At 70.0% G+C, this 20,581-nt stretch carries 23 protein-coding genes; 10 read left to right on the top strand and 13 right to left on the bottom strand.

Features of this window, described 5'->3' with window-relative positions:
• Nucleotides 1–2 precede the first annotated feature (2 nt).
• Nucleotides 3–398: a tautomerase family protein gene (locus AAHF99_RS19030; RefSeq protein ID WP_342166055.1), complete on the top strand. Its 396-nt coding sequence runs from the start codon at nucleotides 3–5 to the stop codon at nucleotides 396–398.
• 60 nt (nucleotides 399–458) lie between these two features.
• A complete protein-coding gene (locus AAHF99_RS19025) occupies nucleotides 459–1,691 on the top strand; it encodes an MFS transporter (RefSeq protein ID WP_342166054.1) in 1,233 nt (410 codons plus the stop codon).
• Nucleotides 1,692–1,745: 54 nt separating this feature from the next.
• Here the strand turns inward: AAHF99_RS19025 and AAHF99_RS19020 are convergent, their stop codons facing one another.
• The 8 genes from AAHF99_RS19020 to AAHF99_RS18985 all read right to left on the bottom strand — a co-directional run bounded on the left by AAHF99_RS19020 (nucleotide 1,746) and on the right by AAHF99_RS18985 (nucleotide 9,680).
• Nucleotides 1,746–2,621, bottom strand: coding sequence for an RNA polymerase factor sigma-32 (locus AAHF99_RS19020; protein ID WP_243953679.1), 876 nt, complete (start codon nucleotides 2,619–2,621; stop codon nucleotides 1,746–1,748).
• A 327-nt stretch (nucleotides 2,622–2,948) separates the two neighbouring features.
• A complete protein-coding gene (locus tag AAHF99_RS19015; RefSeq protein ID WP_243953678.1) occupies nucleotides 2,949–3,545 on the bottom strand; it encodes a CarD family transcriptional regulator in 597 nt (198 codons plus the stop codon).
• Between the two features lie 461 nt (nucleotides 3,546–4,006).
• Nucleotides 4,007–4,345 (bottom strand): ferredoxin FdxA, encoded by a 339-nt coding sequence (gene fdxA, locus AAHF99_RS19010; protein WP_243953677.1) that lies wholly within the window; start codon nucleotides 4,343–4,345, stop codon nucleotides 4,007–4,009.
• A 187-nt stretch (nucleotides 4,346–4,532) separates the two neighbouring features.
• A complete protein-coding gene (locus AAHF99_RS19005; RefSeq protein ID WP_342166053.1) occupies nucleotides 4,533–4,808 on the bottom strand; it encodes an RNA-binding S4 domain-containing protein in 276 nt (91 codons plus the stop codon).
• Nucleotides 4,809–4,823: 15 nt separating this feature from the next.
• Nucleotides 4,824–8,045, bottom strand: a complete 3,222-nt coding sequence (locus AAHF99_RS19000; protein WP_412759916.1) for a helicase-related protein — start codon at nucleotides 8,043–8,045, stop codon at nucleotides 4,824–4,826.
• 96 nt (nucleotides 8,046–8,141) lie between these two features.
• Nucleotides 8,142–8,414 carry a hypothetical protein gene (locus AAHF99_RS18995; protein WP_342166052.1) on the bottom strand — a complete coding sequence of 91 codons (273 nt, stop codon included), beginning with the start codon at nucleotides 8,412–8,414 and terminating at the stop codon, nucleotides 8,142–8,144.
• A 10-nt stretch (nucleotides 8,415–8,424) separates the two neighbouring features.
• Nucleotides 8,425–8,715: a DUF1330 domain-containing protein gene (locus AAHF99_RS18990; RefSeq protein ID WP_243953674.1), complete on the bottom strand. Its 291-nt coding sequence runs from the start codon at nucleotides 8,713–8,715 to the stop codon at nucleotides 8,425–8,427.
• Nucleotides 8,716–8,780: 65 nt separating this feature from the next.
• The gene (locus tag AAHF99_RS18985; RefSeq protein WP_342166051.1) at nucleotides 8,781–9,680 is read right to left on the bottom strand and encodes a DUF3108 domain-containing protein; all 900 of its coding nucleotides are present in this window, start codon (nucleotides 9,678–9,680) and stop codon (nucleotides 8,781–8,783) included.
• A gap of 260 nt (nucleotides 9,681–9,940) precedes the next feature.
• Between AAHF99_RS18985 and rpmB the strand changes: the two genes are divergently transcribed.
• Together rpmB and AAHF99_RS18975 are read left to right on the top strand one after the other, a co-directional pair.
• Nucleotides 9,941–10,240, top strand: coding sequence for a 50S ribosomal protein L28 (gene rpmB / locus AAHF99_RS18980; protein ID WP_243953673.1), 300 nt, complete (start codon nucleotides 9,941–9,943; stop codon nucleotides 10,238–10,240).
• 75 nt (nucleotides 10,241–10,315) lie between these two features.
• A complete protein-coding gene (locus tag AAHF99_RS18975) occupies nucleotides 10,316–10,789 on the top strand; it encodes a nuclear transport factor 2 family protein (protein WP_342166050.1) in 474 nt (157 codons plus the stop codon).
• A gap of 15 nt (nucleotides 10,790–10,804) precedes the next feature.
• Here AAHF99_RS18975 and cobT read toward each other — a convergent pair whose 3' ends face one another.
• From cobT to AAHF99_RS18955, 4 genes are all read right to left on the bottom strand, one after another.
• A complete protein-coding gene (gene cobT / locus AAHF99_RS18970) occupies nucleotides 10,805–12,715 on the bottom strand; it encodes a cobaltochelatase subunit CobT (protein WP_342166049.1) in 1,911 nt (636 codons plus the stop codon).
• Nucleotides 12,716–12,722: 7 nt separating this feature from the next.
• Nucleotides 12,723–13,232: a DUF29 domain-containing protein gene (locus AAHF99_RS18965; protein WP_342166048.1), complete on the bottom strand. Its 510-nt coding sequence runs from the start codon at nucleotides 13,230–13,232 to the stop codon at nucleotides 12,723–12,725.
• A 3-nt stretch (nucleotides 13,233–13,235) separates the two neighbouring features.
• The gene (gene cobS / locus AAHF99_RS18960; protein ID WP_243953670.1) at nucleotides 13,236–14,219 is read right to left on the bottom strand and encodes a cobaltochelatase subunit CobS; all 984 of its coding nucleotides are present in this window, start codon (nucleotides 14,217–14,219) and stop codon (nucleotides 13,236–13,238) included.
• A 189-nt stretch (nucleotides 14,220–14,408) separates the two neighbouring features.
• A complete protein-coding gene (locus tag AAHF99_RS18955) occupies nucleotides 14,409–15,032 on the bottom strand; it encodes a J domain-containing protein (protein ID WP_243953669.1) in 624 nt (207 codons plus the stop codon).
• A gap of 103 nt (nucleotides 15,033–15,135) precedes the next feature.
• Here AAHF99_RS18955 and AAHF99_RS18950 point away from each other — a divergent pair, with 103 nt between their 5' ends.
• From AAHF99_RS18950 to gmk, 6 genes are all read left to right on the top strand, one after another.
• Entirely contained in the window at nucleotides 15,136–15,414 is a 279-nt protein-coding gene (locus AAHF99_RS18950) for a BolA family protein (protein WP_342166047.1), read from the top strand.
• 16 nt (nucleotides 15,415–15,430) lie between these two features.
• Nucleotides 15,431–15,850 carry an alternative ribosome rescue aminoacyl-tRNA hydrolase ArfB gene (gene arfB / locus AAHF99_RS18945; protein WP_342166046.1) on the top strand — a complete coding sequence of 140 codons (420 nt, stop codon included), beginning with the start codon at nucleotides 15,431–15,433 and terminating at the stop codon, nucleotides 15,848–15,850.
• A 78-nt stretch (nucleotides 15,851–15,928) separates the two neighbouring features.
• The gene (gene mutM, locus AAHF99_RS18940; RefSeq protein WP_342166045.1) at nucleotides 15,929–16,873 is read left to right on the top strand and encodes a bifunctional DNA-formamidopyrimidine glycosylase/DNA-(apurinic or apyrimidinic site) lyase; all 945 of its coding nucleotides are present in this window, start codon (nucleotides 15,929–15,931) and stop codon (nucleotides 16,871–16,873) included.
• Between the two features lie 87 nt (nucleotides 16,874–16,960).
• Nucleotides 16,961–18,373: an endolytic transglycosylase MltG gene (mltG, locus tag AAHF99_RS18935; protein WP_342166044.1), complete on the top strand. Its 1,413-nt coding sequence runs from the start codon at nucleotides 16,961–16,963 to the stop codon at nucleotides 18,371–18,373.
• Nucleotides 18,374–18,442: 69 nt separating this feature from the next.
• The gene (locus AAHF99_RS18930) at nucleotides 18,443–19,321 is read left to right on the top strand and encodes a YicC/YloC family endoribonuclease (RefSeq protein ID WP_342166043.1); all 879 of its coding nucleotides are present in this window, start codon (nucleotides 18,443–18,445) and stop codon (nucleotides 19,319–19,321) included.
• A gap of 49 nt (nucleotides 19,322–19,370) precedes the next feature.
• Nucleotides 19,371–20,024, top strand: a complete 654-nt coding sequence (gmk, locus tag AAHF99_RS18925) for a guanylate kinase (protein ID WP_409564646.1) — start codon at nucleotides 19,371–19,373, stop codon at nucleotides 20,022–20,024.
• Here the strand turns inward: gmk and AAHF99_RS18920 are convergent.
• A complete protein-coding gene (locus AAHF99_RS18920; protein ID WP_342166042.1) occupies nucleotides 20,021–20,581 on the bottom strand; it encodes a biliverdin-producing heme oxygenase in 561 nt (186 codons plus the stop codon). The two genes, gmk and AAHF99_RS18920, sit on opposite strands and share 4 nt — an antisense overlap.

Here is a 20,581-nt window from a genome sequence, read left to right as displayed (position 1 = left end):
CGATGCCCCTGACCCGCATTTCCCTGCGCGCCGGAAAGAGCCCGGACTATCGCGCCGCCCTGATCCGTGGCGTCTACAGGGCCATGCGCGAGACCTTCGCCGTGCCGGAGGACGACCTTTTCGCCATCGTGCACGAGCATGACGCAGCCGGCTTCGCCTATGGACGAACCTATTTGGGCATCCCGCGCGACGACGACCTCGTGCTGATCCAGATCACCGCCAACGCCACCCGGACCACCGGCCAGAAGAGGGCGCTCTACCGCGCCATCGCCGGCAACCTCGCCGACGATCCCGGTGTTCGCCCCGGGAACGTCTTCATCAACCTTGTCGAGGTTGTCCCGGAGAACTGGTCGTTCGGCGAGGGCGCCATGCAATACGGTCCGCCGGAGACGACGTGAGGGAGCTTGACCGCACCGTCGGCGCAGCCCATGCGGGCGGCCCCACGGTAGCCGGACAGCATGCCCCCCACCGCCCACCTTTCCCTGATCAACCTCTTCATCGGCGACATCCAGGGAGGGCTCGGCCCCTTCCTCGGGACATGGCTGGCGCAATCGGCCCAGTGGGGCCCGGCGCGGGTCGGGTTCGTCGTCACCCTGGTCGGGTTCTGTACGCTGTTCCTGAGCGGTCCCTTCGGCGCCCTGGTGGACCGGGTGCCCCGGCCCCGGCTGCTGATCGGCGGGGCCTGCACCGCGATCCTCGCCGGCACGCTCCTCCTCCTCCCGGCCCGCAGCTTCTTCGCCGTGTTCACCGCGCAGCTCCTGGCGGCGGCGGGCGGCACGCTGCTCCTGCCCGCCGTGGCGGCGCTGACGCTGGGCATCGTCGGCAAGGACGGGTTTCCGAAGCAGCAGGGCCGCAATCAGGCCTTCAACCATCTCGGCATCCTGCTGGCGGCCGGCATCATCAGCCTCGGCGCCCCCTTCGGCCCGGCCACGGCCTTCTATGTGCTCGGCGCCATGGCGCTCGCCGCCATCGTCGCGACGGTGACGACCCCCGCCAACGCCTGGAACCACCGCCGGGCGGTAGGCTGGACGGAGGACGAGGAGGACGAGCCCGAGCGCTCCGGCATCCGGCAGGTGCTCGGCAACCGCCGCCTGCTGGTGCTCACCGTGGCGCTCACCCTCTTCAACCTCGGCAATGGCGGGATGCTGACCCTGCTCGGGCAGAAGCTCGTGGCGACCTCCGGCGACGCGACGGTCTGGACCGCCCGCTACGTGATGGTGGCGCAGCTCGTGATGGTGCCGGTCGCCCTGTTCGCGGGGTCCCTGGCCGACCGGCGCGGACGGCGACTCCTGCTGATGGTCGCCTTCGCCGTGCTGCCCCTGCGGGCGGTGATGTCGGGGCTGATCGACGATCCATGGTGGCTCATCGGCGCGGAGGTGCTCGACGGCATCGCCTCGGGCATCGTCGGCGTCGCGGTGCCCGTGGTGGTGGCTGACCTAACCTGGGGCTCGGGCCGCACCCAGACGGCCCTCGGCAGCGTCAACGCGGTTCAGGGCGTGGGCGGCGCCCTGTCGGGCTGGTACGGCGGCCTCGCCTATGGATGGTTCGGCTGGACCGGGGCGTTCCTCGCCCTCGGCGTGCCGGCCCTCTTCGCCCTCGGCCTCGTGATCTGGCTCGATGCGACGCCGGAGCCCGGCCGCCGCCGGAAGCGCCGGGAGCGACGCGCCTCCCACCAGAACCAGCCGGCCTGACATGACAAAGCCCGGCCGAGGGGCCGGGCCTTCTGGTGCGCGTCGCGCGGGGGATTAGCCGACGTAGGGGCTGCCGGTCTCGGCGGGGAAGCGGTCGGCCAAGGCGCGGCGGAGCTTCTCCAGGGCGCGGTTCTCGATCTGGCGCACGCGCTCCTTCGAGATGCCGAGGCGCTGGCCCAGGGCTTCGAGGGTCGCCTGATCCTCGGCGAGGCGACGCTCGCGCAGGATGCGCAACTCACGCTCGGAGAGGACGCCCAGCGCCTGCTGCAGCCAGCCGAGGCGGCGCTCGCCGTCCACGGCCGCACCGACGGTCTCATCTGGAAGGGCTGCGCCATCCACGAGGAAGTCCATCCGCTCGGAGGCGGCATCGCCGTCCTCGCCCACGGGGGCGTTCAGCGACATGTCCGGCCCCGAGAGGCGGGCATCCATCAGAGCCACGTCGTCCCGCGAGACACCGATGGCGCTGGCGATCCGGCGGTGGATCTCGTCGCCGACATGCTCTTCGGTGGATTGCATCAACCGGGCGCGCAGGCGGCGCAGGTTGAAGAACAGGGCCTTCTGCGCCGAGGACGTCCCGCCGCGCACGATCGACCAGTTGCGCAGGATGTAATCCTGGATCGAAGCCCGGATCCACCACGTCGCATAGGTGGAGAAGCGCACCTCCCGCTCCGGCTCGAAGCGGGCCGCCGCCTCCATCAAACCGACATGCCCCTCTTGAACGAGGTCGGCCATCGGCAGCCCATAATGACGAAAGCGCCCCGCCAGGGCGATGACGAGACGCATATGGGCCGAGATCAGACGGTGAAGGGCACGCTCGTCGCGCCTGTCCTTCCAGCGGACGGCGAGGTCGCGCTCTTCTTCGCGGGCGAGGAAGGGCGCCTCCATCGCAGTCCGGATGAATTGTCGACGAATTCCCGCGATTTCCGCCATCCCGCCTGCCTCTCTAGAACCGAGTGCTTGTGCGGCACCGGTCCCAATCGTCCGGCGCGCAAGGCGTCAGTCCGAGCGACGCCAAGCAACCGGTAACGGCAGCGCAAACACGAAAGTTCCGCGCCTGCATCTCGGAATGATGCTCGGCCGGACAAGAATCGCGATCAACTTTCCGAAAGATGGGTCGGTTCGCGCCGCTTTCCAGAGTCGAAAGACAAGTCCAGGGGGAAAAGTGACGCGGTTAACCATTTCGCGTGTGTGCAACGAAAAAGCCCGGCCATCACGGCCGGGCTTTTCCTCAACTCAATTAGAAGGTGAAACGACCTCTCAGGCCGCCTCCTCCTGGATGTCGTCACCCTCGGCTTCGCCCTCGCTCTCAGCCTCGGCTTCCGCCTTGGCCCGGCGCGGCGACTTGGCGAGGCTCTGCTCGATGAGCTTCAGCGCCTCGGTCTCGGTGATGCGGTTCACCGAGGAGATTTCGCGGACGATCCGATCCAGGGCCGCCTCATAGAGCTGACGCTCGCTGTAGGACTGCTCCGGCTGGGCCTCCGAGCGGAACAGGTCGCGCACCACTTCGGTGACGGCCAGCAGATCCCCCGAATTGATCTTCGCCTCGTATTCCTGCGCCCGGCGCGACCACATCGTCCGCTTCACGCGGGCGCGGCCGGTCAGGACATCGAGGGCCTTCTTCACCACTTCCGGCTCGGCGAGCTTGCGCATGCCGACGGAGTTGGCCTTCGCGGTCGGCACCCGAAGGACCATCTTGTCCTTCTCGAAGGAGACGACGAACAGCTCAAGCTTGTATCCAGCGATCTCCTGTTCCTCGATCGCGGTGATCCGACCGACACCGTGGGCCGGGTACACGACGGCCTCGCCGGTCTTGAAGCCTTGCCGGCCTGCGGTCGTCTTCTTGGCTGTGGTCATGCGAGAAGGGCCTCCACTGACGCGCGACACGGCGGGCGCCTCGCGCGAAAAGCTGTTCCCGGGCGGACGACACCCGGTCGGATCGCAACTTCCCGGAACCGGCGCATGAAGAGCGCGACCCCGGAACACTCGCGAAGCCGGGCACGCGACATTGCCTTCCGCCGGGAGAGACCCGGCGGCCGAACACATGCAACCCCAGTGAGGGAAATGCGTTTCGGCGCGGAGTAGGCACGTCTGACGCGAGCGACGGCAGGCGGATTGTGTACCACAATCCGCGCCGGAATCAAAGCTCGCTCGAAGGCACGCGAGTGCCCACGGCACCTGCGTCCAGGGTTTTACACCGGCACGCCCGCCCGCCTAGGGTGGCGATGCAGGGCAGGTCTTCCCGCAGCGCACAGCCATCCCGCACGGTTCATGCGGCGGCGCGCCGGGTTCGGTCAATCACACAGATCAGAAGGCGATCAATCGCCCGTGCCGGCGTTCGGCGAGAAATGCGCGTCCAGCTTGCCGGAGACGCCATCCCATTCCTTCGCGTCGGAGGGGGCGTCCTTCTTCTGCGTGATGTTGGGCCAGCTCTTCGCGTAGTCGGCGTTGAGCTTCAGCCACGTCTCCAGGCTCGACTCGGTGTCGGGCTTGATCGCCTCGGCTGGGCATTCCGGCTCGCAGACGCCGCAATCGATGCACTCGTCGGGATGGATGACGAGCATGTTCTCGCCCTCGTAGAAGCAGTCCACCGGACAGACTTCCACGCAGTCCATGTACTTGCACTTGATGCAGTTCTCGGTGACGACGTAGGTCATCGGCTCTCTAGGTCCTCAGGTCCCGCATCATCCGGATGGGGCACACGGCCCGCGCATCCGGGGCTGCGCTGGCGCGCAGGCGCTGTTGGTAAGCGTTGTTGGGAAGGGCTCTAGACTCTGCCTCCCCCACTGACAAGCGCGCCGACGCCGCTCCCCCGGCAGGACGCTCACCTGTGGCAGCGCGTCATCACCCCGGCTCGCCGGAGATCGGCTCGTAGAGGCCCCTCGCCTCCTCGGCCGGGCCGCGTCGCGTGCCGAGATCGGCGACCCGCACGGCCATGGTGGCGTGCGCCGCCGCGACCGTGATCACATCGCCGAGGCCCAGCGCCTTGGCCGGGTTGTCGCAGCGCGCCCCGTTCACCCGGACATAGCCGTCATCGACGAGGCGAGCGGCCAGGGTGCGCGTGCGGGCGAAGCGCGCGAACCACAACCATTTGTCGAGGCGCTGGCGCCCCTCGCGCATCGCGCCTCCCGCCGATCAGCGCTTGTCGCCGCCGCCCGATTCCAGCTGGGCCTTCAGGGCCGCGAGCTTGGCGAAGGGCGAATCGGGATCCGGCGCACGCTCGCGCCGGGGCGGACGCTGGTCCGGACGCGGCCCGCCGTGGCGCTCCTGGCGCGGATCGTGCCGCCCCTCACCGCGATGCTCCGGCCGGCGGTCGGGACGGCCCTCGTCTCGGCGCCGCTCGGGGCGCGGACCCTCGGGACGGTCGCGACGACGCTCGTCGCGGCCTTGACCCTGGCCCTGGCCCTGGCCTTCGGCCCGGCGCGGCTGATCGGAAGCTCCGGCCGGGGCACCGTCGCGGCGGCCACCGCGCGGACGGTTGTTCGGGCGGGCATTGGCCGGGCGCTGGTGACGCTGGAGCCGCCACACCTCGACCTGGGCGATCTCGGCGGGCGCGGCCTCCTCCTCGGCGGGGGCCTCGTCCGACGCTTCGGCGATTGTCTCGCCCTCGGCAGCGGCCTCCGCGACCGGCTCGGCGTCCACGGACCCGGCCTGCTCGGGCTCGGCCGGGATCTCAGCCTCGGCTTCGACAGCGGCGGGCGCGGTCTCGGGCTCCGGCGCAACCGGGGTCTCCGCCTGGGCGATCAGCGGATCGACCTCCGTCTCGGCGACCAGATCGTCGGACGGCGCGCTCTCGGCGGGCGCCTCGTCGGAGGGGGCTTCCTCCGTCGCGGTCTCGGCGGTGGCCTCGGGGGCCTCCTCCGGCGCTTCGGCGGCGACGACGGGCTTGGCCGGCTCGGTCGGCGCTGCGGCGAGCAGCGGCACCGTGATGGCCGGGCCGGGGCGCGACTCGTTGGCGTAGCCCAGGGACTTCAGGATCGAGGCGAAATCCTCGCCCGAGCAGCCGACCAGGGAGGTCATGCCGACCGTGGCGACGAACCCGTCGCCGTCGGCGCTGCCGTCCGGCGGGGCGCCCGGTGTCGTGCCGGGGCGGTAGGCGATGGCCGGGCGGATCAGGTCGGCGAGGCGTTCGAGGATATCGACGCGCACCGCCCGCTCGCCGCAGACGCGGAAGCCGGCCGCCCGGTAGAGGCCCTTAGCAATTTCCTTGTCGACCTTGATCGAGGTGCGGCCGGAACCGGCGAGATGGGCGATCTCGTCCAGGCCGCGCTGGTCGAGGCCGCCGTTGCGCAGGGCCCAGAGCTGGGCGGCCAGGGTGCGCGGCGCTGGCTTCAGCAGGGCCGGCAGGAAGATGTGGTAGGCGCCGAAGCGCACGCCGTGGCGGCGCAGCGCGGCGCGGCCGTCCTGATCGAGGCTGCGCATTTCCTGCGCGACCTTCGAGCGCTCCAGCACGCCGAGCGATTCGACCACCTGATAGCCGATGCCCTTGGACAGGCCGGTGAGGTCGGCTGCGGTCTCGATCTCCATGAGCGGGCCGAGGAGCCGCGTCACATGCGCCTTCAGCCATGCCTCAAGGCGGGCCTGGACCTTCTCGCGGCCCGCCGTGTCGAGGCTGTCATCGGCCAGGACGCGGATCTGCGGGGCGAACAGCTTGTCCCCCGGCACCAAGCGGCCCACCGGGGCGCCGGTCCAGCGGATCGTGCCGTCATGCGAGAGCACGAGGGTCGAGTCCGCCGTCGAAGCGAACCGCTCGGCCCGTGATTCGAACTCGCTGGCGAGCGCCTTCTCGGCCGCGCTGCGGAGCGTCTTGGCCTCGTGGCCTTCCGCACTCGCATCGGGCACGAACAGGAAGCCGTTCAGCTGGCCGACATGCTGACCCTCGACGGTGACATCCCCGTCGGGGGTAATTTGGGCTTCGAGCATCGTGTTCTCTCGTAGGCGTCGCATCAGGACGCTGGTGCGCCGGTCAACGAAGCGGCTCGCAAGGCGTTCGTGGAGGGCGTCCGACAGTCTGTCCTCTACCCGACGCGTTTCGCCCTGCCAATGTTCGGGGTCGCGAAGCCAGTCAGGTCTGTTCGCGACGAATGTCCAGGTGCGCCCCTGCGCGATGCGCCGGGACAGGGTGTCGATGTCCCCGTCCGTCCGGTCGATCGACGCCACATGCTCGGCGAACCACTGGTCCGGGATGCGCCCGGCCATGCCCTTCATCAGGAAGCGGTAGAGCTCGGCCACGAGGTCCGCGTGAACCTGCGGGTGCACCTTGCGGTAATCGGGCACACCGCAGACGTCCCAGAGGCGGCGTACCGCCGAGGGGCCGCGCACCATGTCGCGGATGTCGTCCTCGCGCATCAGGATTTCCAGCGCCTGCTGGTCCTCCCCCATGGGCGCGCGGGTCAGGCCCGCCTCGCGGGGGTGCTCGTCGAGGCTCGTCTGGAGGGCTTCCAGGCTCCCGAACGACAGATCCGGGTTGCGCCATTGCAGGATGCGCAGCGGATCGAAATCGTGGTTCTCCAGGCGCTCCACCAGTTCGGCCTCGAAGGGCTTGCAGCGGCCCGTCGAGCCGAACGTGCCGTCCGACAGGTGGCGCCCGGCCCGGCCGGCGATCTGGCCCATCTCGGCCGGGGTGAGGCGGCGGAAGCGGGTGCCGTCGTATTTCCAGCTCGCGGCGAAGGCGACGTGGTCCACGTCGAGGTTCAGCCCCATCCCCACCGCGTCGGTGGCGACGAGGTAATCCACGTCCCCGCTCTGGTAGAGTTCCACCTGGGAGTTGCGGGTGCGGGGCGACAGGGCGCCGAGCACCACCGCCGCGCCGCCGCGCTGGCGGCGGATCAACTCCGCGATGGCGTAGACCTCCTCCGCCGAGAAGGCGACGATGGCCGTGCGCCGGGGCAGGCGCGACAGCTTCTTCTCGCCCGCGAAGGTCAGTTGCGACAGGCGCGGCCGGGTGGTGGTGTGGACGTTCGGGATCAGGTCCTGCACCAGCGGCAGGATGGTCGAGGAGCCGATGAGCAGCGTCTCCTCCCGGCCGCGCACGTAGAGCAGGCGGTCGGTGAAGACGTGGCCGCGATCCATGTCGGCGGCGAGCTGGATCTCGTCGATGGCCACGAAGGCCACGTCGAGATCGCGCGGCATCGCCTCGATGGTGCAGATCCAGTAGCGCGGCCGGTCCGGCTTGATCTTCTCCTCGCCGGTCACGAGGGCGACCTTTTCGGGGCCGACCTTGGCGACGACGCGGAGATAGACCTCGCGGGCGAGCAGCCGCAGGGGCAGCCCGATCATCCCGGTCGGGTGCGCGAGCATCCGCTCGATGGCCAGATGCGTCTTGCCGGTATTGGTGGGGCCCAGGACGGCCGTCACGCCGCGGGCACGGGCGTCGCGGCGGAGGGAGCGCTGGGTGGGGCGAAGCAGGGCGTCGATGATCGGCTGTTCCTGCGGTCGGACGACCGGCTGCCCCTAATATGGGACGCTGCGCCCGCCCCTGCCAACCTGCGGCACGATGACGGGGTAGGCGTCGATCTGCACATCCGCCTGCGGATGCTGCGGCTCGACATCGGCGCAGAGGGTGTCCGGCACCGCCGTGATCGGCCCGCGCCGGGGCGGCCGGTGCTCGATCACCTGCGCCGAGGAGAAGGCATCGCCGCCGCAGGGCGAGCCTGCGGTGAGGGGCTGCGCCAGCGCCGGGGCGGCACTCAGGAGGGTGACGAGGACGGGCAGGCGCGACAGCATGGGGGAGCCTTCAGTCCACGCCCTCGACCAGCACCACTTCGCCGGTTCCGGCGGGCAGGCGCTTGGCGACGGCGGCTTGGTATTCCGGCGAATAATAGTAGGTCCGGGCCGCCTCGTAGGACTCGAATTCGAGCACGACGTTGCGCGGGCGGGCCTCGCCTTCCAGGGCTTCGCTGCGGCCGCCCCGGACCAGCGGCTTGCAGCCGTAGAGCTTCATCGCCTCGGAGGCCATGGCAGCGTAATCCTTGTACGCCTCCGGGTCCGTGACCGTCATGCGGACGATGATGTATCCCTTGGCCATGGCGTCTCCTGGGGCGGGCTCGGCCGCCCCACCGGGATAGGGCCGCCCCGCACCGAAGGGAAGCGTCACTGGCCGGGCAGGCTCGCCTGGGCGAGGGCCGGGTCTCCCGTGCGTCCGGCGGTCTCGGTCTCGCCCGCACGGGTCCAACGGGTCGCCTCGATGATGTTCGTGCCGATCTCGGTGAGCACGGAGATGCGCAGGGGCACGAGGACCTTCGTGCCCTCGACCGGCGCGAGCCACACGGACATCTCGCGGTTGTCCTCCATGAACTTCACCCCCGGCCGGTCGGGTCGGTGGCCGGCGATCGCCCGGTAGCGGGCGTTGCAGACGAGGACCGGGCCGGCATAGCCGGGCTTCTGCACCTCCCGCGTCTCCGCGTAACTCAGCACCACGTCGAAGCGCGTCGCCCCGTCGAAGAGCGGCAGAGTGCGGTCGCAATTGGCGGGGTCGGTGGGGGCGGCGCCCGCCTTCACCGGCATGACGAGGGCGCTCGCCGGGTCCATGATGCTGCGCTTCATGGCCGCCGTGACCGGCACCCGGTCCTGCATGTCCACGAGCGGCGGAGTGATCTCGGTCTGGACCACGTTGCCGTGGGCCAGCGCCATGCGCACGGCGATGCCGGAGCTGGCGGTGCGGGTGGCGATGGAGAAGGCGTCCGGCAGCGGGCCGGCGCCCACGCTCCCCGAGGAGCGCGCGGAGCCCTGGCCGCCGGTGATGGCGCCGACGAGGCCGGTGAGCGTCGCGGAGACGTCCATCCGGTACGAATCGCGCTCGAAGGCACCGGCGAGCCGGGCGGTGCCGATCCGCAGGCCGGCCAGCGCGATGGCGTAATCGATGGAAAGGGAGGCTGCGGCGGCGGCGACCTTCGCCTTGCGGGGCCGCGCCTCCGCCTGCGGGGGAAGCAGCCCCAGGGCGGCGGCGAGGGTCGCCGCCAGGAGGGGTCTGACCGGGATCGTGATACGCATGGTCCGGCTCGAAATCCTGGACCGCGCCGGCCGGGCCGCGCGGAATGGGCCTTGGTTATCCCCGTGCCATGGTTAACAGAGGGTTCGGACGACGGCATCACCGGTCGAGCCTTGACGGGACGGCCCTGTGTCGCCTATAGCCCGCGCCTTCAACAGGACTCCGCCGGACCTGGTTTGACGCACGGGCGCGGCCCGCGGCGCAAAGGTTTGCGCAGGCTGCGATCTGGCCCGCGGCGGAACGAAACGGGATTGTTTAAGTCATGGCGCGCCGCTGCGAACTCACCGGCAAGGCTGTTCAGGTCGGCCACCTCGTGAGCCACTCGAACCACAAGACCAAGTGCCGGTTCCTGCCGAACCTGTGCAACGTCACGCTCCAGTCCGATGCCCTCGGCAAGCGTGTGCGGATGCGCATCACCGCCCATGCCCTGCGCACGGTCGAGCACCGCGGCGGGCTCGATGCCTTCCTCGTGAAGGCCTCGGAAGGCGACCTGTCGCAGACCGCCCGTCTCCTCAAGCGCGAGCTGCACAAGAAGCTCGCCGAGGTTCCGGCCGCGGCCTGAGGCCCTTTTCGGATTGATCTGAAAGCGACCGGCGCTCACAAGGCGCCGGTCGCTTTCGTGTGTCCAGGATCCATCATGTCCGAGAGCCGTCCGCCGCTTCCGCCCTTCACCGCCGAAAGCGCCGCGAAGAAGGTCCGCGCCGCCGAGGATGGCTGGAACGGCCGCAACCCGGAGAAGGTCTCCCTCGCCTACACGGCCGACAGCCGCTGGCGGAACCGCGCGGAGATCTTCTCCGGCCGCGAGGCCATCGTCGCCTTCCTGACCCGCAAGTGGAAGGCCGAGCACGAGTACCGGCTGATCAAGGAGCTGTGGGCGTTCCACGAGAACCGCATCGCCGTGCGATTCGCCTACGAATTCCACGACGCGTCGGGCGCGTGGTTCCGGGCCTACGGCAACGAGAACTGGGAGTTCGACGCCAACGGCCTGATGCAGGCGCGGCACGCCAGCATCAACGACCTGCCGATCCGCGAGGACCAGCGCCTGTTCCACTGGGACCGCTCCGGCCCCCGCCCGGCCGACCATCCGTCGCTGAGCGACCTCGGCCTGTGAGAGACAGGGCGGCGCCTAGCGCCGCCCGCCCGCCGCCATCCGCACCGGCTGCCGGATCGGGGCCGCCGCGCCGTCCTCCTCGAACAGCTCCGCCAGCTTTTCCGTCATCGCGCCGCCGAGTTCCTCGGCATCGATGATCGTCACCGCGCGACGGTAGTAGCGCGTCACGTCGTGGCCGATACCGATGGCGAGCAGTTCCACCGGCGAGCGGGTCTCGATGTCCTCGATCATCCAGCGCAGGTGCCGCTCCAGATAGTTGCCGGCGTTGACCGAGAGGGTCGAATCATCGACCGGCGCACCATCCGAGATCACCATCAGGATCTTGCGCTGCTCGGGGCGGCCGAGCAGGCGCTTGTGCGCCCAATCCAGCGCCTCGCCGTCGATGTTCTCCTTCAGCAGACCCTCGCGCATCATCAGCCCAAGGTTCTTCCGCGCCCGGCGCCACGGAGCGTCCGCCGCCTTGTAGACGATGTGGCGCAGGTCGTTCAGGCGGCCGGGCGAGGCCGGCTTGCCGGCGGCGAGCCATGATTCACGGCTCTGACCGCCCTTCCACGCCCGGGTGGTGAAGCCCAGGATCTCGACCTTGACGCCGCAGCGCTCCAGCGTCCGCGCCAGGATGTCGGCGCAGGTGGCCGCCACGGTGATCGGGCGCCCGCGCATCGAACCGGAATTGTCGAGCAGCAGGGTGACGACCGTATCGCGAAAGTTCGTGTCCTTCTCCTGCTTGAAGGAGAGGGGCTGGAACGGGTCCGTCACCACGCGCACGAGGCGCGCCGGATCGAGCTGGCCCTCTTCGAGGTCGAAGTCCCAGGCGCGGTTCTGCTGGGCGAGGAGGCGCCGCTGCAGCCGGTTCGCCAGCCGCCCGACGACGCCCTGCAGGTGCGAGAGCTGCTTGTCGAGGTAGCTGCGCAGGCGGGCGAGTTCGTCCGCGTCGCACAGGTCCTCGGCGTGGATCACCTCGTCGAACTTCGGGCTGAACACCTTGTATTCGGGGCCGCGCGCCTCGTTCGCCTGACGCGGCGGCGGACGGGAGCCTTCGGCGGCCTCATCCGATTCGGCGTCCTCGGCCTCGTCGGGCAATTCGCCGGAGGGGGCGTCGGCCTGCTCCTGCGCGCCCTCTTCGATGTCGTCGGAGGCTTCCTCCGAGGTCTCGATCTCGGCGCGGTCCCCTTGCGACTTCTCCTCCGAATCGCCCTCGCTCGGGTTCTGCTCGTCGTCTTGGGCGTCGTTCTCGTCGTCGTTCTCGTCGTCCTCCGGGTCGAAGGGCGTCTCGTCCGACATGTCGAGGGAGGTGAGGAGGTCGCGGATCGAGCGGGCGAAGGCGCGCTGATCCTCAATGGAGCCGATGAGCCCGTCGAGGTTCGGCCCGGCCTTCTCCTCGATGTGCGAGCGCCACAGGTCCACGATCTTGCTGGCCGCCTCGGGCGGGGCTTGGCCCGTCAGTCGCTCGCGCACCATGAGGGCAACGGCGTCCTCGAGCGGCGCGTCGGCCCTGTCGGTGATCGTCTCGTACTTGCCGCCCCGGTGGTAGCGGTCCTCCAGCATCGCGGCGATGTTGCTCGACACGCCCGACATCCGCCGGGAGCCGATCGCCTCCACGCGGGCCTGCTCCACCGCGTCGTAGATCGCCCGCGCCGGGGCGTTTTCGGGGGCGAAGCGGCGGTGCAGGCTCACATCGTGGCAGCCCAGGCGCAGCGCCATGGCGTCGGCGTTGCCGCGCAGCACCGCCACGTCCCCCGCCGACATCTTCCGCGGCGGCTCGGGCAGGCGGGCCTTGTCGCCCGTCAGCGCCGGCCGGTCGGTGGCGTAGGTGACCTCGATCTCGGCCTTGCGGGCGATGGCGCGCAGGCACCCCGCCACGGAGCGCTTCAGGGGCTCCGCGACAGGCTCGCGCCGCTCGCCGGGCTTGCGGTTGGACAGGGACATGCGGGCTTCAGGTCTTTAAGGAATCGAAATCGAAGGGGCGCTCAAGCAGATCGTCCCAGTCGTATGGACATTCCGGCGGAAACTCATCCGGCGAAAGGTGACATTCGTCCGACGCCCAGTCCCGAGACACCGGGTAGATGCCGGCCCGTATTTCATCGAGTTGCGATTTCAGGCCGGGGTTCTTCTTGAGGATCTTCACGTAACGCCGCCGCTGCTCCCGAATGGAATAGATCCAGCTCGGCGTGCGCTTTTCGGGCTGCTGATCCCACTTGAGCATGTGCATGATGAGGACGCGGAGCGTACTCTCCATTTGACTATATTGCGAGCTTCCCACGTCGCTCAGTTCCTCGGCAATATTGTCGAGGTCGAGCGCGTCAACCCGGCCGGCACGGAGCAAGGCGACCTGCTCGCGTACCCAGGTGTAGAGATCGTCCTCGTAACGGGTGCGGCCCGACTGAGGTGAAGCGTCCTCGCTTCCATCCTGGATCGAAACGGCCTGGCCCAAGAACTCCTCCATCGGCTAGCTCAGGGCGACGTTCATCGCGCTCTCGGGCAGTTCCTTGCCGAAGGCGCGCTGGTAGAACTCGGCCACCAGGGTCCGCTCCAGCTCGTCGCACTTGTTGAGGAAGGTCACGCGGAACGCGAAGCCGATGTCGCGGAAGATGTCGGCGTTCTCGGCCCAGGTGATGACCGTGCGCGGGCTCATGACGGTGGAGAGGTCGCCGTTCATGAAGGCGTTGCGGGTGAGGTCGGCCACGCGCACCATGCGGCTGACGATGTCGCGCCCGCTGTCGCCCTTGTAGTGGGGCGCCTTCGACAGGACGATGTCCACTTCGCGGTCGTGCGGCAGGTAGTTCAGGGTGGTGACGATGGACCAGCGGTCCATCTGGCCCTGGTTGATCTGCTGCGTGCCGTGATACAGGCCCGACGTGTCCCCGAGGCCGACCGTGTTGGCCGTGGCGAACAGGCGGAAGGCCGCATGCGGGCGGATGACCCGCTTCTGATCAAGCAGCGTCAGGCGGCCCGAGACCTCCAGCACCCGCTGGATCACGAACATCACGTCCGGGCGGCCGGCATCGTACTCGTCGAAGACGAGGGCGACGTTGTTCTGCAGGGCCCAGGGCAGGATGCCGTCCTGGAAGGCCGTGACCTGCTTGCCGTCCTGCAGCACGATCGCGTCCTTGCCGACGAGGTCGATGCGCGAGACGTGGCTGTCGAGGTTGATGCGGATGCAGGGCCAGTTCAGCCGGGCCGCGACCTGCTCGATATGGGTCGACTTGCCGGTGCCGTGATAGCCCGTGACCATCACGCGGCGGTTGCGCGCGAAGCCTGCGAGGATGGCGAGGGTGGTCTCCCGGTCGAAGATGTAGTCCGGGTCGAGATCGGGCACGTGCTCTTCGGCTTCGGCGAAGGCCGGCACCTTGAGGTCGAGGTCGATGCCGAAGACGTCGCGGACGTTGACGGTGCGATCGGGGAGCCGGGCGGGCGTATCGTCAGAGAGCATTCGGGACCTCTTGGAGCGCGGGGCAGCCCGGAAGGCCGCATCCGCGCAGGAGACGCTTGGGAGCGGATTCCGCAAGACGCGGAACCTTAGACGGCAGCGCGGGGACTCGCCACCGTGAGAACGAGACCCCTCATATAGAGCCGACCGGCCTCCGCTTCGAGCGGGGCAACGTGCATCCTTCGTGCCGCCTCAGCACATACCGGCGGCGCGCAGCACATCGTGGGCGCGGATGATGTCGCGCAGACGCTCCTCGAACGACCGGTCGCCGCCGTTGGCGTCCGGGTGGAAGCGCTTCACCAGCGTCTTGTACTGCGCCTTGATCGCGGCGGTGTCGGCCGTGTCGTCGAGGCCGAGCACGTCGAGCGCCTTGCGCACGGCGGCCGAGCGGCGGGGCCGCTCCGGCTCCTCCGGCTTGGCGCGCCGGCCCTTCTCGCCCACGCCGTTAGCGCGCAGAATGCCCAGCGGATCGACATAGGCCCAGTCGCGGCCTGCCTCCTGTTCCGGCTTGGCGTCCGCCGTGCGGTTCACGCCCATGGCCCAGGTCGGGCGGTGCCCGATCAGCGCATCCTTCTGGAAGGCCTGAACGGCGGCGTCGTTCATGCCGTCGAAATAATTGTACGAGGCGTTGTAGGCGCGCACGTGGTCCATGCAGAACCGGTAGTACTGCCCCTCCGCCTTGCGGCCCTTCGGCGCGCGGTAGAGACCCGGATTGGTGCAGCCGGGCGCTTCGCACGCCGTGTCGGCAGCGGCCTTGGGCTCGTCGCAGGACGGCTTGATGCGGATGCTGTCGAACAGGCGCGAGTTGAGATCCATGACGGGCCGATTATGAGGGGGCGTATCGCCAACACAAGGGCGCTGGGCCTGATGACGCATGCGCGGGATCGGGCTTGACGGGGAAAGCGACGCAGGACGCGAGATGGCCGAAACGCTTCGGGACTGGATCGAGATGCAGCTGCGCCGCGAGTTGGCGCCCGCACACCTCGACGTGATCGATGAATCGCACCTCCATGCCGGCCATTCCGGGGCACGGCCGGGGGGCGAAACCCACTATAGGTTGGATATCGTATCGGCCGCCTTCGAGGGAAAGAGCCGGGTGGAGCGCCACCGCATCGTGAACGGGCTGCTCGATCCCGCCTTCGCCCGGGGCCTCCACGCCCTGGCGATGCGCGCGCGCACCCCGGCCGAAGCCGCGTGATGGGAGGCCTCCGGCCGTGACCCTTGTCTGCACGCCGGAGATCGCCATCCCCGAGGCGGAATTGATCGAGACCTTCGTGCGCGCCTCCGGCCCCGGCGGCCAGAACGTCAACAAGCTCTCGACGGCGGTGCAATTGCGCTTCGACGTGCGCCGCTCCTCGTCCCTGCCCAACGCCGTGGCCATTCGGCTGATGCGGCTCGCCGGGCGGCGCCTCACCGACGACGGGGTGCTCGTCCTCGTGGCGCAGCGCTTCCGCACGCAGGAGCGCAACCGGGCCGACGCCCGCGAACGCCTCGCCGCCCTCGTCGCGGAGGCCGCCGTACCGCCGACGCCCCGCCGCGCGACACGCCCGACGCTCGCCTCGAAGAAGCGCCGGCTGGAGGAGAAGACCAAGCGCGGCGTCACCAAGCGCCTGCGCGGCGCGCCGATGGACTGAAACCCGCGCCCGCACGGCGCATTGCGGCCCGGCGCCGGGGCGCCGATATCGGCGGAACCACGCGAGACGCAGGACGACATGCCCGAATTGCCCGAGGTCGAGACCGTGCGCCGGGGCCTGGAGCCCGCCATGGTCGGCGCCCGCTTCAGCCGCGTGACGCTCCGGCGCCCGAACCTGCGCTTTCCCTTCCCCGACCGCTTCGCCGCCCGGCTCGAAGGGCGCGCCGTCACGGCGCTGGCCCGCCGGGCCAAGTACCTGACCGCGAACCTCGACAGCGGCGAGACGCTGATCATGCATCTCGGCATGAGCGGGCGCTTCGACGTGGCGATGCCGGACGGCAGCAACCTCTCGCCGGGGGATTTCTATCTGGAGGGCGCGCAGGGCGTGCCGAAGCACGACCATGTGGTGATGGCGATGTCCTCGGGCGCCACGATCACGTACAACGACGCCCGCCGCTTCGGCTTCATGGACCTCGTGCCGAGCGAATCCCTCGACACCTGCCGCCACTTCGCGAAGATGGGCGTCGAGCCCCTGGACGGGCTGACCGGCGCGGTGATCGCGAGCCTGTTCCGCGGCAGGATCACCCCGCTCAAGGCCGCCCTCCTCGACCAGCGGCTCATCGCCGGGCTCGGCAACATCTACGTCTGCGAGGCCCTGCACCGGGCGAAGCTCCACCCGGAGGCGCCGGCCGGCTCCCTCGCCAAGCCGGACGGGCGCCCCACGGCCCCCGCCAACGCGCTGGCCCGCGCCATCGTCGCCGTGCTGACGGAGGCGGTGGAGGCCGGCGGCTCGACGCTCCGCGACTATGCCCGCACCGACGGCACCGCCGGCGGCTTCCAGCATGCCTTCCGGGTCTACGACCGATTCGGCCTCACCTGCACTCGCGCAGGTTGCACCGGCACGGTGGCGCGGATGGTCCAGGCGGGCCGCTCCACCTTTTTCTGCGCCACCTGCCAGCCGTCCACGGCCGAAGCGGCACGACCTCGCGTTGCGGAGCGGCAATTTCGCCACAAAAGTGGCTAGGGTCGCGCCCACGACGCGACACCCTGATGTGGGCGGCCGACCCCAACCCGTTCGCGGAACGGTTCGGCCGGACCGCCGAGGATCCCGATGTTCTTTCGCCGTTCCAAGACAAAGCCCGGTGAGGGACAGGAGGTGGTCGATCGCGGCCACGATCACGACGGGCACGACGATGAGACGCCGTTGCCCCAGCGCCTGTCGCCGCGCTCTCCCAGCGAGGCGATCAAGCCCATCGCCGCCCCCCCGCCGCCGGAGCGCCCCGAGCGCGAGCGCGGCAGCTTCATCGGCCTCGTCAGCGGGCTCCTGACCTTCGCGGTCGCCGCCGCCCTCGCGGCGATGGTCACGCTCACGATCTACCAGCGCAACGTGCAGGAGCCGGGACCGCTGGCGGCCGACAAGGTCGTCGTGATCCCGCGGAGCAGCGGCACGACCGAGATCGCCGAAACCCTCGCGAAGGAGGGCGTGATCCAGCACACCGGCCTGTTCGAGTTCGCCGCACGCTTCAGCGGGCGCCCACCGCTCCGGGCCGGCGAGTACCTGTTCAAGGCCCATGCCAGCATCGGCGAGACCCTGGACACCCTGGCCACCGGCCGGCAGGTCCAGCACGCCATCACTTTCCCCGAGGGGCTGACCTCGGAGCAGATCGTCGCCCGCCTCAACGAGAACGACGTGCTCTCGGGCGAAATCGGCGAGGTCCCGCCGGAGGGCTCCCTCCTGCCGGACACCTACAAGTTCGAGCGGGGCGCCACCCGCCAGCAGATCGTCAACCTGATGAAGGCGAAGCAGCGCGAGGTGCTGAACCAGATCTGGCAGCGCCGCAGCGCCGACGTGCCGGTGAAGACCCCGGCCGAACTCGTCACCCTCGCCTCCATCGTGGAGAAGGAGACCGGCCGCGCCGACGAGCGCCCGCGCGTCGCCGCCGTCTTTGCGAACCGCCTGAACCGGCGGATGAAGCTGCAATCCGATCCGACCATCGTCTACGGCCTCGTCGGCGGGCGCGGCACCCTCGGGCGGGGCATCCTTCGCTCCGAGATCGACCGGGCGACGCCCTACAACACCTACGTGATCGAAGGCCTGCCGCCGGGGCCCATCGCCAACCCCGGCAAGGCCGCCCTCGAAGCCGCCGCCAATCCGTCGCGCACCCGCGACCTCTTCTTCGTGGCGGATGGGACCGGCGGCCACGCCTTCGCCGAGAGCCTGGACGCGCACCAGCGCAACGTCGCCCGGTGGCGCGCCGTGGAGAAGAGCCGCCAATCCCCGCCGGACGCGGTGGACAAGGCCGACCCGCCGGCCACCTCCGACACGTCGGGCGCGGCACCGACCGCCGGCACCAACGCGGCGCTCCTCGACCCGGCCTCGCCGGAGGCCCGCTCGCGCGCCTTCGACGCCTCCGAGGGCACCCGCCTCGACCCGCTCAAGAACAAGACCTACGATCTCGGCTCGCCCAAGAGCATCCCGGTGCTCGCCGATCCGCCGAGCCTGAAGCAGAAGCCGAAGCGGTAGGGTCGGGCCCTCTTTCCCCCGCCGGAATCCGTGCTACAGCCGCCGTCCCTCCGGACGACGGCACCGCCCATGGCCCAGATCGCGAGCATGACGGGATTCGCCCGCGCCGCCGGCACGACGGGCGCGGTGCAATGGGCCTGGGAGGTCCGCAGCGTGAACGGGCGCGGGCTCGACGTGCGGGTCCGGGTGCCGACCGGCTTCGAAGCCGTGGGCGAGACCGCCCGCACCGCCCTTCAGAAGACCCTCTCGCGGGGACAGATCCAGCTCTCGCTGAACCTCACGCGCAGCGAAGGCGCGCCGAAGGTGCGCATCAACGAGACCCTGCTCGCGAGCCTCGCCCAGGCGGTGGCGCGGGTGCCCCGGCCCGAGGGCGTCGCCCCCGCCACGATGGACGGCCTGCTCGGTATCCGGGGCGTGGTAGAGGCCGAGGAGGAAGCGTCCTCCGACACCGATTCGCTGAACCGCGACCTCACCGAGGGGGTGGTGCGGCTGGTCGCCGACCTCGTGGAGGCCCGCCGGGCCGAGGGGCGGCAACTGGAAGAGGTGGTCTCCGGTCAGGTCGCGCGCATCGCCGCCCTCACCCAGGCCGCCGAGGACGAGCCCTCCCGCCACGCCGAGGCGGTGCGGGCGCGGCTGAACGCGACGGTGGAGGCCCTGTCGAACACCGGCCTCGACCCCGAGCGCCTGCACCAGGAGGCGGTGCTGCTCGCCGCCAAGGCCGACGTGCGCGAGGAACTGGACCGCCTGCGCGCCCACGGCGCCGCCGCCCGCGACCTGCTCGCCGCCGGAGGGCCCATCGGCCGCCGGCTCGATTTCCTGGCCCAGGAATTCGGCCGCGAGGCGAACACCCTCTGCGCCAAGGCCGGGGAAATCGGCCTGTCGCGGATCGGCCTCGACCTGAAGGCCGTGGTCGAACAATTCCGCGAGCAGGTTCAGAATATCGAATAGGTGCGCGGGCTACCGTGACGCCTCACCCAAACCGGAGCCGGGCTGACCCGTGATCGACGAGACGAGAATTGCGCGGCGGGGCCTGATCCTCATCCTGTCCTCGCCTTCGGGCGCGGGCAAGACGACGCTGACCCGCGCCATCGCCGGGGATTCGAGCTGGGCGCTCGAACTGTCCATCTCGGTGACGACCCGCGCGCGGCGCCCGTCCGAGATCGATGGGCAGCACTACCACTTCATCGAGCGGGAGGCCTTCGAGGACCTGCGCGCCCGGGACGACCTGCTCGAATCGGCCGAGGTCCACGGCAACTTCTACGGCACGCCCCGGCGGCCGGTGGAGAAGGTGCTCGGCTCCGGCCGGGACATGATCTTCGACATCGACTACCAGGGCACCCGTCAGGTGCGCAGCAAGCTCTCCGGCGACGTGGTGAGCGTGTTCATCCTGCCGCCGAGCATGGCCGAGTTGCGCCACCGCCTGGAGCGCCGGGCCGAGGATTCCGCCGAGACCATCGAGCGCCGCCTCGCCAACGCCCGCACCGAGATCCAGCGGTGGAGCGAGTACGATTACGTCATCGTCAACGATGACCTGCAGGCGGCCTTCAAATCCCTACAGGGCATCCTCGCCGCCGAGCGGCTGAAGCGCACCCGGCGCACCGGCCTCGCGGCCTTCGTGGACGGGTTGCTGGCCGAGGGCGACGGGGCCTAGGCCGGGTTCAGCCACAGGCGCATGGCGTCGAACGTCGCGTTCGCCGCCGCCACCACCGTCTCGCCCTCGCCGTCGAACGCATCGAGGCGGGCGCGGAAGGCCGACCACATGGCCCCGGTCCGGGGGCCGTGGCCGGAATAATAGGCGAGCCCTTCCCCGCCGAGGCCATGCGCCGCCGCGATGTGCCGGCCGATCACCCGTCCGCCCAGCGTCGAGCCTTCGAGCACGTAGAGCGCGCCCATCGCCTGGGCGGGCCCCGCAAGCACGATGGGCCGGGCCTGCGGCAGCGCACCGATCTCCCGTCCCGTCAGTCCGAGGAAGGCGAGATCATCTGTCAGCGCCACGACGCGGCGGCGGTCATCGAAGAACGCCCCATCGCCCAGCGCCGTGCCGATGGCCGGCTCCCAGGTGGCGTGGAAACCGTGCAGGCGGCCGAGGAGATCGCGGTAGCCCGTCAGCGTGGCGACGCGCGCCTCCCAGCCGAGGTCGCGTTCCAGCGCCTCGTGCGCCGAGGCCGTGGCCGTCCTCAGCCTCAGGTGGAGCGTGGAGTCGGACAT

Origin of the sequence: Methylobacterium litchii, from assembly GCF_038442315.1 — a bacterium.
In the GTDB taxonomy this organism is placed as follows: domain Bacteria; phylum Pseudomonadota; class Alphaproteobacteria; order Rhizobiales; family Beijerinckiaceae; genus Methylobacterium; species Methylobacterium litchii.
This window is presented reverse-complemented; position numbering and strand designations above follow the sequence as displayed.